The sequence below is a fragment of the Mesohalobacter halotolerans genome (assembly GCF_006120725.1).
Lineage (GTDB): Bacteria > Bacteroidota > Bacteroidia > Flavobacteriales > Flavobacteriaceae > Psychroflexus > Psychroflexus halotolerans.
This window is the reverse complement of sequence record NZ_SWMU01000001.1, coordinates 831,343-843,562: the sequence shown is the minus strand read 5'-3', so window position 1 is coordinate 843,562 and position 12,220 is coordinate 831,343. Positions and strand designations below refer to the sequence as shown.

At 35.0% G+C, this 12,220-nt stretch carries 12 protein-coding genes; 7 read left to right on the top strand and 5 right to left on the bottom strand.

Going from position 1 to position 12,220, the window contains the following annotated elements:
• Positions 1-43: 43 nt before the first annotated feature.
• The 6 genes from FCN74_RS03920 to FCN74_RS03895 all read left to right on the top strand — a co-directional run bounded on the left by FCN74_RS03920 (position 44) and on the right by FCN74_RS03895 (position 7,877).
• Positions 44-319 carry a F0F1 ATP synthase subunit epsilon gene (locus tag FCN74_RS03920; RefSeq protein WP_138931271.1) on the top strand — a complete coding sequence of 92 codons (276 nt, stop codon included), beginning with the start codon at positions 44-46 and terminating at the stop codon, positions 317-319.
• Positions 320-791: 472 nt separating this feature from the next.
• Entirely contained in the window at positions 792-4,766 is a 3,975-nt protein-coding gene (locus FCN74_RS03915; protein WP_138931273.1) for a T9SS type A sorting domain-containing protein, read from the top strand.
• Positions 4,767-4,857: 91 nt separating this feature from the next.
• Positions 4,858-5,052, top strand: a complete 195-nt coding sequence (locus FCN74_RS03910; RefSeq protein ID WP_138931272.1) for a hypothetical protein — start codon at positions 4,858-4,860, stop codon at positions 5,050-5,052.
• 300 nt (positions 5,053-5,352) lie between these two features.
• Complete coding sequence (locus FCN74_RS03905; protein ID WP_394348018.1) at positions 5,353-5,592, top strand: hypothetical protein; 240 nt, start codon at positions 5,353-5,355, stop codon at positions 5,590-5,592.
• A gap of 110 nt (positions 5,593-5,702) precedes the next feature.
• Positions 5,703-7,175 (top strand): DUF5687 family protein, encoded by a 1,473-nt coding sequence (locus FCN74_RS03900; protein ID WP_138931270.1) that lies wholly within the window; start codon positions 5,703-5,705, stop codon positions 7,173-7,175.
• Positions 7,176-7,181: 6 nt separating this feature from the next.
• Positions 7,182-7,877 carry an ABC transporter ATP-binding protein gene (locus FCN74_RS03895; protein WP_138931269.1) on the top strand — a complete coding sequence of 232 codons (696 nt, stop codon included), beginning with the start codon at positions 7,182-7,184 and terminating at the stop codon, positions 7,875-7,877.
• A 12-nt stretch (positions 7,878-7,889) separates the two neighbouring features.
• Here FCN74_RS03895 and FCN74_RS03890 read toward each other — a convergent pair whose 3' ends face one another.
• The 3 genes from FCN74_RS03890 to trhO all read right to left on the bottom strand — a co-directional run bounded on the left by FCN74_RS03890 (position 7,890) and on the right by trhO (position 10,051).
• Positions 7,890-8,396 carry a nuclear transport factor 2 family protein gene (locus FCN74_RS03890; RefSeq protein ID WP_138931268.1) on the bottom strand — a complete coding sequence of 169 codons (507 nt, stop codon included), beginning with the start codon at positions 8,394-8,396 and terminating at the stop codon, positions 7,890-7,892.
• A 75-nt stretch (positions 8,397-8,471) separates the two neighbouring features.
• On the bottom strand, positions 8,472-8,966 hold the full coding sequence (locus FCN74_RS03885; RefSeq protein WP_246062548.1) for a YbjN domain-containing protein: 495 nt from the start codon (positions 8,964-8,966) through the stop codon (positions 8,472-8,474).
• A gap of 53 nt (positions 8,967-9,019) precedes the next feature.
• A complete protein-coding gene (gene trhO, locus FCN74_RS03880) occupies positions 9,020-10,051 on the bottom strand; it encodes an oxygen-dependent tRNA uridine(34) hydroxylase TrhO (protein ID WP_138931267.1) in 1,032 nt (343 codons plus the stop codon).
• Positions 10,052-10,209: 158 nt separating this feature from the next.
• Here trhO and FCN74_RS03875 point away from each other — a divergent pair, with 158 nt between their 5' ends.
• Positions 10,210-10,716: a DUF456 domain-containing protein gene (locus FCN74_RS03875; RefSeq protein WP_138931266.1), complete on the top strand. Its 507-nt coding sequence runs from the start codon at positions 10,210-10,212 to the stop codon at positions 10,714-10,716.
• Positions 10,717-10,888: 172 nt separating this feature from the next.
• Here the strand turns inward: FCN74_RS03875 and FCN74_RS03870 are convergent, their stop codons facing one another.
• Both FCN74_RS03870 and FCN74_RS03865 read right to left on the bottom strand, forming a co-directional pair.
• On the bottom strand, positions 10,889-11,422 hold the full coding sequence (locus FCN74_RS03870; protein ID WP_138931265.1) for a hypothetical protein: 534 nt from the start codon (positions 11,420-11,422) through the stop codon (positions 10,889-10,891).
• A 166-nt stretch (positions 11,423-11,588) separates the two neighbouring features.
• Positions 11,589-12,080 carry a hypothetical protein gene (locus FCN74_RS03865; protein WP_138931264.1) on the bottom strand — a complete coding sequence of 164 codons (492 nt, stop codon included), beginning with the start codon at positions 12,078-12,080 and terminating at the stop codon, positions 11,589-11,591.
• Positions 12,081-12,220 lie beyond the last annotated feature (140 nt).

The following is a 12,220-nucleotide window of genomic DNA, read 5'->3' as shown; positions in this document are numbered from 1 at the left end:
AATCACTGAAAACTGATAACTGAAACCTGATAACAAAAAAACTATGCATTTAGAAATCGTCACACCAGAGCAAATTTTAATGAGTCAGGAAGTCGATGCTGTAACTTTGCCCGGCAAAACAGGTGAATTTCAAATTTTAAATCAGCATGCTCCTATAGTTTCAACTTTAAATGAGGGTTTAATCAAGCTAGACAAAACTGTAAATATTGAAGATAAGGCCAAGTCGTTTTTTAAAGAAACTCATGACAAGTTGACTTACGATATCAAAGGTGGCGTTGTAGAATGCAAAGACAACAAAGTGATCGTTTTGGTAGATTAAATTTTACCGATTCAACTCTTATAAAAAATCCGATTCTGTTCGAATCGGATTTTTTTGTTGTCAATTATACCATTATCCTGTAGTCATGTCTTTATGATTACAGGATTTTTTATGATAGTGATTTATTTTAACTAAGCAACTTCCCAGACTTGTGCCTTAGGGCAAGTCAATTAATGCCATCTAAAATAACAATCGCTTACGGAGGGCAGATTAATCTGTAATTGAGTTAGTTACAGATTTGCAAAAGCTTTAGGGCCGCAATAAATTTCATTGATGTCAAAGTAGAGGCTTAAAGATCATAAAGTGCCTTAATCCATTAAGTCTGAGGGGTTGTTATTAATAGAGAGTTAACACAATTAATTTTAAAATACAAATAAATTATAACTTAATCACTAAGATTTTACTTTAATTTAAAATGTAGATTGATTTTTTAAATCATAATTTCAATAATTTTAAAAAAAAATTATCTATTATGAAAACACTTTATTTCAAATCCATATTATTTGGCTTACTAACATTCCTGGCTACAGGTCTGAGTTTTGGGCAGACTACTATAGTAGAACAAGACTTTGATGCTGCTTCAACATGGAATTATGAATCTGACATTCCATTTTTTGACTGTAATAGTGGCTCTGACTTCTTGGGAATAAGAGATGTAAGTGCCACTGGTTTAGATTTAGCTCAATTATCTACAAATATCTTATCAGAGCAAGACTTAGAATCTTCATGTGGAACGTCTGGAGAGGCAATAATTTCTTTTCCAAGCTTGACTACCTCTACGGATATTTCTACTTATACTGGTGTAAATCTTAGTTTTGATTATGATGTAGAAGGCTATAATGCGAATTCAGACGAAGTACATTATGAACTTTTTTACGATGGTGTTGGTCAAGGACGCGTTGTACTTCAAACAGGCTCTACTCCCGGAGATGATTCAGAAGGTTCAGTAAGCGTTAATGTTCCCGATACCGTCGATGATATTCGTTTAGAAATTATCATAGAGAATAACGGCGGAAGTGGTGAATCTGGATTTGATAATTTTCGTCTTACCGGAACGGCCTCAGGTTCAACACCAACCGTTGGTTTCGATGCTACCTCAAGCACAGAAAACGAAACTAACAGTACCTTTAGTGTCAGTATACCGGTAACCTTAAGCAACTTTAGCTCTAATGTTGACCTAAGTGTTTCTGTTAATGGAAGCAGTACTACAGCTGAATCAGGAGATTATACTTTAAATACAACTTCTTTAAGTTTTACAGGAAACGCAACTCAAAATATTTCACTCGACATTAATGATGATGCCGATAGCGATGATGAAACCATCATTTTAGATATTGCAGAAACCACATCAACCGGAATAACTATTAATCCTGACCAGCATACGCTTACTGTAGTAGATGATGAAATAACAGCAACAACTTTACCTTACTCATTTGACTTTACAAATGATCCTTTCAATAACGACTGGCAGCAATTTAGCGTTTCAGGTGCAGAACAATGGGAATACACAGGTTCGGGTGCACAAATGAATGCATTTAACAGTGGCTGTCAAATTAATGAAGACTGGTTAATAACGCCATTCTTTGATTTAGATTCATACAATAATGAAGAATTAAGCTTTACAACCAGCGAAGGGTTTAGTGGTACAGATCTGGAGGTTCTTTATTCAACAGATTATAGTGGGACTGGCGATCCTAATAATGCTAACTGGACTACAATTACAACTATAACGTCAGGAAATGCCGGAACAGAAAGTAACAATACTTCACTTCAAGGTGTCTCAGGCAACCAGGTTTATGTCGCATTTAAGTATGTTTTTTCTTCAGTAGGTTGTTCTGAATGGACGATAACTGATTTTGATTTACAAGCTATCGCAGCAGGTGCAAATATACCTCCTTCTATATCAAATATTACACAAACTCCGGCCACTGGCATTACATCATCTGATGCAGTAACTGTATCTGCTGATGTAACAGATTCGGATGGAACGATCAACAATGTTGAGCTTAATTGGGGTACAACATCCGGTAGTTTGGGGAATACCATTAACATGTCTAACACATCAGGCGATACGTATGAAACAGATTCTGATATTCCGGCACAATCTGATGGAACCACGGTTTATTATGAAATAGCAGCTACTGATGATGAACCGGAAACAACAACTTCCACTGAGCAGAGTTATGATGTAAATGATCTTGCTACATTTCCTTATTCTGAAGATTTCACGGGTCAAAACGGCAAAGGAGCAACAGGTGGTAGTACAGTTAGTTTTGATTTGACAGGTGTTGATTGGACCTTAGACATTATTGAGAGTGGTTTAGGTGCATCATCAGATTGGTTCCGTGTAGAAAATGAAGAGTTTAGTGCAAGAGATGTTGATGATGAGCAGGTTTGGAATTCACCGGTAATTGACATTTCAGGGGAAACAGATGTAGATATTACCATTGATGTTAGCTCAGTAATTGGAGAACTAGAATCTAGTGACTATATAGAAACTGGATATGTACTTGATGGAGGAAGTTTTACTACTATTACTAAGCATGATGGAGAAATAACCGGTACAATTACAGATTCCGAATCACTTACAGGGCTTTCAAATAGTACACTTAAGATAGTGATTAAAGTACTTAATAATGCTGGTTCTGAATTTTATTATTTTGATAATATAAGCGTCGAAGCTCCACCAACTTACACCTATACTGACGATACAACTGGTTGGAATACCAACCCTGTTACCGGAACACCGGCATCAACTTCTGCTGATGAAATTGAGGTATTAGCTGGAACTGCCGTACTTAATGGTGTAATTCAAGGCAATAATTTAAGTATAAGTTCCGGTGCAACTTTAGAATTAGGGGCTTCTGCTGTATTAGAACTTGACGGTGACATTACTAATGATGGCACAATACTATTTACCAGCGATACAAATGGTTCAGCACAGCTAGATGACTTTAGTGGATCAATTACCGGTACAGGTGATGTCACTGTAGAACGTTTCATTCCAGTGGCAACAGAAGTCACCAGAGGGTTTAGATTTCTAACTTCCGCTGTTAATTCAACAGATCCTATTTATGATAACTGGCAGGAAAGTGGTAATTCCCCGGCCGGGTTTGGCACCCATATCACCGGCTCTTCTTCTGGCGCTAATGGCTTTGATGTCAGTATTTCCGGCAATCCATCCATGTATGAATTTGATAATTCCTATACCGTAGCAGATGATGCCTGGAGTCCTATAAGTGATACAGATCCAACTAAACTTGATGCCGGAAAAGCTTACCTTGTTTTTATCCGCGGTGATAGAAATTACGATTTAGACTCTGATCCGGCTGATGCTCCAAATACTGATGTAACTTTACGCGCCACCGGTGACCTAGCTGTTGGAAATCAGACGTTTAGCTTAAATCCGAATCAGGACTTGTTCAGTTTTGTGGGTAATCCTTATCAGGCCATTGTCAATATCAATGATGTGAGCTCGACAAATATCAACACCAATTTCTATTGGGTTTGGGATCCGAATATGAGCACGCGTGGAGCTTATGTAGCGGTAGATCTATCAACCGGAGATAGCCAAACGCCAGCTGGCGGTGCTTCTTCATCAGCGGCTGATCAATTCGTCATGCCGGGACAATCTTTCTTTGTACAAACCGTCAATAATGGAGCCGCAGATATCACGTTTACCGAATCATCTAAAGATGTGAGTGCTACATCAACGGCGGTTTTCAGTGATAATAATCAAACTTCATTAAATCTGAAGTTATACAAAACAGATGATCTCAATGCTCAGAAATTTGAATCTGATGCTTTACAAATCAACTTTGATAACCAATTTGATAACACAGTAAACATACAAGACGCTGATAAACTGATGAATCCGGATGAAAATCTGTCCAGAAATGAAAATGATGAGTTGGTAAGCATAGAAAAGAGAAGCCTGCCAAGTGATGGTGAATCATTAGAACTTTTTACCGACGGATTTACAGCAAATGACTATACGTTTGTTATCACGAACAACAACTTACCGGATGATGTAGAAGCTTATTTAGTAGATCAGTATACCGGCGATCAAACCTTATTGAACGACGGAAGTAACCAAATAAGCTTTAGTGTAGATCAAAATATTCCTGGAAGTATAGCCACAGACAGATTTAGCATAGATTTTGAAATCGATACTTTCAGCATTAATAATGATGAATTATCTGACAATTTCACAATTTATCCTAATCCGGTAAGAAATGGTCAGGTAAGCATACAAAGTATTAATTTGACCGGAGATGCCTCTGTAAGATTGTATAATATCATGGGTCAACGTGTGTTTAATCAGCGAAGCACTTTTAAAGCTAATGGAAAAACAACAGTCAATTTAGGCAATTTACAAAGTGGTGTTTACTTTATCGAGATCGATCAGAATGGACAAACGTCAAAAGAAAGATTGATCATTAAATAAAACATGAACTTTTTAACTACGCGAGGTTTTTATAACTTTTCGTAGTTAATTTTAAGATTAAAATTATCGGATATAAAATAAATCTTCTATTATGAAAATAACAAATTTTAAGGCATCAAAAACCATTTTAATTTTGAGCTTTTTATTAGTCACAGCCATAAGTTCTGCCCAACTTCCACCGCCTTTTGATGAATCACAAGATGATACCTCACCGGCACCTATTTCATCTTTAGTTGCTTTGGGTTTAATCGCCGGTGCGGTTTACGGCATCAGAAAAATGAAATAAAACTTTCTTGATCATTACTTGAGTTAATTGATATAGGGTTTTAAAAAACCATCCTGTAGTCTTATTGATTACAGGATTTTTTATATCCATTTCCAGCATAACCACGCATCATCTCGACTACACTCGATGAGGCAGTAAGATAGTTGCTTTTAGTATCATATTCCCTATAACTGTTTTTTCAAGCGGAGTCGAGAACTATTTCCTATTCAAATAATTGGTTTCATTTTTACAAACTGATAACTGAAACCTGATAACAAAAAAACTATTCATTTAGAAATCGTCACACCAGAGCAAATTTTAATGAGTCAGGAAGTCGATGCTGTAACTTTGCCTGGCAAAACAGGTGAATTTCAAATTTTAAATCAGCATGCGCCTATAGTTTCAACTTTAAATGAGGGTTTAATCAAGCTAGACAAAACTGTAAATATTGAAGATAAGGCCAAGTCGTTTTTTAAAGAAACTCATGACAAGTTGACTTACGATATCAAAGGTGGCGTTGTAGAATGCAAAGACAACAAAGTGATCGTTTTGGTAGATTAAATTTTACCGATTCAAGTCTTATAAAAAATCCGATTCTATTCGAATCGGATTTTTTTGTTTAAAATTGTAACAATTATTCAATGTAACTTACTAACCAATAAATCTTTAATATGATTAAACGATTTGTGTCTCTACAATGGAAGCAATTCCGAAGATCTTCTTATTTTGAAGCCGCACTTGCCATAAAGATTTTGATGGTCTTAGGTATTTTATATTTTGGTGGTATCGCTATATTGGCTGGTATTGGTGGTTATTTTATTCTTCAAAAAGCCATTCCAGAGGTTGATCCCCTTATGTCGCTTAACCAATATCTCATTTACTGGTTTTTGTTTGACCTTGGTCTCAGGTACTTTATTCAACAAATGCCTGTCATTAATATCAAACCTTTATTAATCATTCCAATTAAACGAAAAAAAGTGGTTCAATTTTTACTGGGTAAAACAATGACCTCTTTTTTTAATATCTTACCTCTATTGTTTTTTATTCCTTTTAGTATTACTTTAATTGTCAAAGGTTATCATCCATTATATGTCACAGCTTGGTTTTTTGGGGTTTTAAGCTTGATTTTTCTCAATAATTTCACCGTCTACCTCATCAATAAAACCAACATTTATTTCTTTTTAATTGTCGGCCTTGTTTTAGTGTTTATCGGACTTCAACGCTATGAAATTTTTGATATAACGGCCTATGCACAGGTCTTTTTTTACGGCATGTACTCCAATCCTGTTTGGATTTTATTACCTCTACTGTTAATGGGACTGGCTTTTTATGCCAATTATCAATATTATATAAAACACTTTTACATTGATGGTGCCATAACTAAAAAAACCGAAAAAGTTAAAGCCTTAGATTTAAAATTTGTAGATAAATTTGGCAATATTGCCCCTTTTTTAAAAAATGACATAAAGCTCATTTTGAGAAATGCTAGACCTAAACAAGTCTTATTGACTTCATTTTTCTTCTTATTTTACGGATTGTTTTTCTACACATTTGAAATATACCGTGACAATCCAGCAATATTAGCTTTTGCCTCTATGTTTATCACCGGTGGATTTTTATTAACCTTTGGACAATTGGTGCCGTCTTGGGACAGCGAATATTACAAGTTGATGATGAGTCAAAATATTCCCTATCGCGAATACTTAAAATCAAAATTAGTTTTAATGGTATTTGCCGTTACAGTCTCTACTATCCTGAGTTTACCCTATTTGTATTTCGGCTGGGACATTTACAAATTAATCTTGGCTGGTGCTTCATTTAATATCGGCTTAAACTCCTTTATAACACTTTATGGTGGTGCACTTAATCGCGTACCGGTTGAATTGAATGTCAAAGCCAAAGCCTTTCAAAATACTAACGGTTTTAATTTGACTCAACTTTTGATTAGCATACCAAAAATACTAGGGCCAATTGTCATCTTTTTTATACCTTATTATTTTATCAGTTTTGACGCCGGTATTATCACTTTGGCTTTAAGTGGTTTATTAGGATTGATTTTTCAAAATCAATTTTTAAACCTCATTGAAAACATTTACCAAAAACAGAAGTATAAAACCATTGCAGCATTTGACGAAAAAAAATAACAGACTATGATAAACATATCCAATATCAGCAAATCTTATAACGGACAGGAAGTCTTAAAAGTTGAAGATTTAAACATTCCTAAAGGACAAAATTTTGGTTTAGTTGGTAATAATGGCGCAGGTAAAACAACGTTATTTAGTTTACTCCTTGACCTTATTAAACCGACTACTGGTGAAATAACTAATGGAGATATCGTTGTTAATCAGAGTGAAGAATGGAAGCCATATACCTCAGCATTTATAGATGAGAGTTTTCTTATAGGTTATCTTACACCGGAAGAATACTTTTATTTTATCGGTGATTTAAGAGGTGTTGATCAGTCTGAAGTTAATGATTTGCTTGCTAATTTTGAGGATTTTTTCCACGACGAAATTCTCAATCAAAAGAAATATTTAAGAGATTTATCTAAAGGAAACCAAAAGAAAGTGGGTATTGTTGCTGCCCTGATTGGCAATCCTGAAGTGATTATTTTAGATGAACCCTTTGCCAATTTAGATCCGACAACACAGATTAGATTAAAAAAAATCCTCAATGAACTTACGCAACAAAACCAAACCACAGTTCTTATTTCCAGTCACGATTTAATGCACGTAACCGATGTTTGTAAACGCATTGTAGTTTTAGAAAAAGGTGAAGTGGTCAAAGATATTAAAACTACTCCGGCAACATTAAAGGAGCTAGAAGCATATTTTAGTCAGTAAAAAAATATTTATTCAATATTTAGCCTTTTGCGTTTTAATAAAGCTTTGGTTAAATTTTCTATTCAATTTCTTAATCGATTCTACATTTTCATTCGGAATAGTGATAGACAACACGTAATGTTTAATTTTCCATTGGTCCTTTTGTTTGACTAAAATACCTGAGCCACGACAAATGCCCATTGGTGTGTCGAGTAATTCGTCAAACCAAGCCGTTTGTTTTGCGGTTCCTATATAAATATGACGATTTAATTTATAAAATGTCCATGCTTTACCCCTATCAAAATAAGGCTTTGCAAAATCAATAAAATCCTGGCCTCTCCAGTATTCTGTAGGGTCTGTGCCTATAAACACAGCATCTTTAGTCATGCAGTTACTGTAAGTTTCAAGATCAGCCTCTGCCGCCGCTTGATGCCAATCGCTAATTTTACGATCAATTTTTACACTAAGTTGTTCGCTTTGAGCAAATAGGGAAAACGAAAAAAATAGCAGAAATACAACACCGAGTTTTGAACAATTCATATGCTAAGATTTAAGTCCTAAAGTAATCAATCTGTTGAGTAATCACCCCAAAATATTTTAAGATTTTTCCGTAATTTAACCTTGCTTGAGTGGAACGGTCTCTTTATCTGTGTTTTCTTCAGACTCTTCTGACCCTGGAAATACAAGATGAGTACTGCTATATGAACTCCCAAAAGTTTCTGCAGCACTGTAAACTTGTTCTATAGCATCTCTTGCTTGAGCTTTGGTTAGTTGTTTTAAAGGATGAATAAATACAGACCACATGATATCATCAGAAATGGCATATTTTACATCTAAAGCTGTATGAAAATTAGCTGCTAAGGCGCTTAAGATTTCTTCAGTATTTAACTTTTGAATCTCAACAATAGGTGTAATTATTCGCATGCGATTATGATTGTTATCTGTTACACAAATCAACACGCGATCATTAATTTTAAATTGCCATTGTCCATCTTGACCTTTTACTTCATCGGCTTGAGATTGTATAACAGTCTTAAGCTCAGCATTACCCATGTTTTGGGCATATATCAATATCGGAAATAAAAAAATCAAAAGACTTATGGTTTTCATAATACATAGGTTTAGGACAGTAATTAAGTCTGATGAGGTATTACTTCCTTACGCTAGACTTTAAATTTTAAAACCGGTGAGCGTCCTTTTTTGAAAATTTTGTTGCTATTTTTCTTGCCTGCTCTGAGGCGCTTTTGCTCATCATAGGGCAGTTTGATAATGTCTTGGCAGTCTGTTGAACAGCAATTATTCATTTTTTTTGCACATGATTCACATTGAATAAACAACAAGTGACAGGCTTCATTGGCACAGTTGACATGAGTATCACAAGGCTCACCGCACTGATGACATCGCGCAATCACTTGATTAGAGATTTGCTCACTACGGCGGTGGTCAAACACGAAGTTTTTTCCTAGAAACTTATTTTCAAGTCCTTTAGCTTTTACCTGTCGGGCATATTCTATAATACCACCTTCTAGTTGGTAGACTTGTTTAAACCCTTTATGCTTGTAGTATGCGCTCGCCTTTTCACAACGAATGCCTCCGGTACAATACATCACTAGTTTTTTATCTTCTTTATGATCTTTAAGGTCGTTTTCAATGATGTCCAGAGAATCTCTAAAGGTGTCAACATCGGGAGTTACAGCATTTTTAAAATGGCCAATTTCGCTTTCATAGTGATTTCGCATATCAACCAATACGGTGTCCGGGTCTTCTATCAATTGATTAAACTTCTCAGCGTCGACATGCATGCCTTTATTGGTAACATCAAAGGTTTCATCCTGCAGCCCATCGGCTACAATTTTTGGTCGGACTTTAATTTTAAGTTTTAAAAAGGATTTATTGTCTTGTTCAATGGCAATATTAAGCCTGACGTTTTTTAAAAAATAAATATCGTCAATAAACGCTTTAAATTCTGTAAAGCGTTTAGCAGGAACAGAGAGTTGTGCATTAATACCTTCGTGAGCTACATATATTCTACCGAGAACGTCCATAGCATCCCAAGCTACAAACAAGTGATTTCTAAACAGTTCGGGGTTGCCAATCTGTGCGTATTTATAAAAGGAAAGCGTAAGCCGGTCTTCACCAGCTTGTTCAATAAGCGCCGCCCTTTCTTTTGCACTTAATGTATTGTACAGTTGCATGCTATACCAATTTAAAGTTAAAAGAAAAGTGTTGCAAAAATAACAGAAATGTTTTGAAAAAATACGGTTTTAATATACTTATGATATTCTGAAATTAATTAAACTTGTATTTATAAAATTTTCATTTTCTCATATTTAATTGAGATATAAGAGAACATATGCTTGTAGATATTTTGTTTATCACCTTAGGGCTTATCTTATGTTTTGTTGGAATTATAGGAAGTTTTCTTCCTGTTTTACCCGGCCCACCTATCAGCTGGCTAGGTATTCTTTGTCTTTATTGTATTCCAGAAATTCCTTTTAATTACACATTTTTAGGCATTACGCTATTTATAGCGGCCTTGATTTTTGCCATGGATTACATTATTCCCATTTTAGGAACCCGCTACCTGGGAGGAAGTCGCTCAGGAGCTATCGGTTCAACTGTTGGGTTGATCGTAGGTTTATTTTTTCCACCTTTAGGTTTTCTTATCGGCCCTTTTATAGGAGCTTTTTTGGGTGAAATTTTATTCAACTCGAAAAGCAATTCAAAACATGCGTTTAGGTCTGCGATTGGGTCTTTTGTTGGGTTTTTGGCCTCAACGTTTATGAAAGCCTTGGTGAGTTTTATTTATTTAGGCTTATTCATATACAAAATTATAGAACATTGGAATATGATATTTTAGGGGTTTTCTCCCGCAGTTGCGGGAGTCGGGCTTTCGGCAGTCGTCACGCCTCAATCCCTAAGCCAATAAAAATAGTCAAAATCCACTTCTTAAAAGATAAAAACAAAAAAACCAGCTATTATACTAGAATAGCTGGTTAATATTAAGAGGAAGAAGAATTTTTAATTAATGACTAAAAGTGTAACGCAAATCCAATATTAAATTCTAATATTCCTTCGTCAGTAAAGTCTTCGTTTAACGAAAGCCCATATCTTAATCCAGGCTCTATAGATATATTATCAGCAACAAACCATGCGTAACCCCCTTGTAATCCTAACCAAAGTGGGGTTTCATCACCAAAAACATCATCTCCTGATGCTCCAACCAGATCCAGTTGTACAGGAAACTGAGAGGCAATGTAGTATTTTGCACCTACTTTGTAAGAAAATGATGAAGCTCCATCAAAGTCGTTGTAACCTAAGCCAAGTTTAACCGCTAAATTGTCTATAACAAAATAACCTCCTTCAGCCCCTACAGACCATAGTGTAGTCCCATCAATCGATAGTAAGCTAAAACTTGTATTAGCTGGGTTTCCCAAATCACCACCACCAAAACCGGTGTTAGCCTCAACTAACCAACTACCCTCTGATAAAGCACTTGACTCCTCTTGCGCATTAACAGAAAAACTAGCAAATGTGATTAAAGTAATAAATAGAAATTTTTTCATAAGATTAATTTTTTTTGTTTGAACAAAAGTAAACTATTATTGAATGTAATTATTAAATTAATATAAACTTTTATAGATGTTGAAATAAATTTTGCGGAAAATCACGCAAATAAAAAAACCAGCCCAATTAGTTTAGACTGGTTTTAAGATTTAATAAATTTAGGTGTTATAATTTAAATTCAACACCAAATGTAATATGGTCAAAACTTGCGCTTCCACCAGCATCAGAGTCTACACTTATACCTCTATAAGATACAACACCACTGATGGTTTCAGTGAAATAATATTGAAGTTTTGGTGCATAATAAAACCCACCATCTAGTTCAGATGGTGTTACTCCTAATGCGTAACCCAAATCTGCTCCAAGAACAAATTCTTCAGAAATTGAGTAGCGTGCTGCTGCTGCTATGGGCAGAAAACCTGCGTCATCACCTTCAAAGTCTGAATCTAATAAAGAATAAATAAACCCAGTTGTTGCTCCAACACTAAACTCTTCTGAAACATCGTACAAATAATTTGCATCTAAAATGATCCCAAAAGAATAAAAATCGCTGTTGTCTCCTGTAGGAATACCTCCACTAACACCGACGTTAAAATTTTGCGCATTAACAGAAAAACCTACTAATGCAATTCCGATAACTAAAATTAGTTTTTTCATAATTAATTGATTTTGTTTACGCAATATTAAAATAAAAGTTTGAGATTAAGTATAAGAAGAGCTAATTTTTATCAAACACTTGACAAAAGTCAGTTATTATATTTTCAAAAGATATTGTGATAATCCATAATATTTTAAAA

What these genes read in the sequence shown, in the direction of transcription:
- FCN74_RS03920 (WP_138931271.1), top strand. Translation starts at nt 44, where the DNA reads ATGCATTTAGAAATCGTCACACCAGAGCAAATTTTAATGAGTCAGGAA.
- FCN74_RS03915 (WP_138931273.1), top strand. Translation starts at nt 792, where the DNA reads ATGAAAACACTTTATTTCAAATCCATATTATTTGGCTTACTAACATTC.
- FCN74_RS03910 (WP_138931272.1), top strand. Translation starts at nt 4,858, where the DNA reads ATGAAAATAACAAATTTTAAGGCATCAAAAACCATTTTAATTTTGAGC.
- FCN74_RS03905 (WP_394348018.1), top strand. Translation starts at nt 5,353, where the DNA reads ATGAGTCAGGAAGTCGATGCTGTAACTTTGCCTGGCAAAACAGGTGAA.
- FCN74_RS03900 (WP_138931270.1), top strand. Translation starts at nt 5,703, where the DNA reads ATGATTAAACGATTTGTGTCTCTACAATGGAAGCAATTCCGAAGATCT.
- FCN74_RS03895 (WP_138931269.1), top strand. Translation starts at nt 7,182, where the DNA reads ATGATAAACATATCCAATATCAGCAAATCTTATAACGGACAGGAAGTC.
- FCN74_RS03890 (WP_138931268.1), bottom strand. Translation starts at nt 8,396, where the DNA reads ATGAATTGTTCAAAACTCGGTGTTGTATTTCTGCTATTTTTTTCGTTT.
- FCN74_RS03885 (WP_246062548.1), bottom strand. Translation starts at nt 8,966, where the DNA reads ATGAAAACCATAAGTCTTTTGATTTTTTTATTTCCGATATTGATATAT.
- trhO (WP_138931267.1), bottom strand. Translation starts at nt 10,051, where the DNA reads ATGCAACTGTACAATACATTAAGTGCAAAAGAAAGGGCGGCGCTTATT.
- FCN74_RS03875 (WP_138931266.1), top strand. Translation starts at nt 10,210, where the DNA reads ATGCTTGTAGATATTTTGTTTATCACCTTAGGGCTTATCTTATGTTTT.
- FCN74_RS03870 (WP_138931265.1), bottom strand. Translation starts at nt 11,422, where the DNA reads ATGAAAAAATTTCTATTTATTACTTTAATCACATTTGCTAGTTTTTCT.
- FCN74_RS03865 (WP_138931264.1), bottom strand. Translation starts at nt 12,080, where the DNA reads ATGAAAAAACTAATTTTAGTTATCGGAATTGCATTAGTAGGTTTTTCT.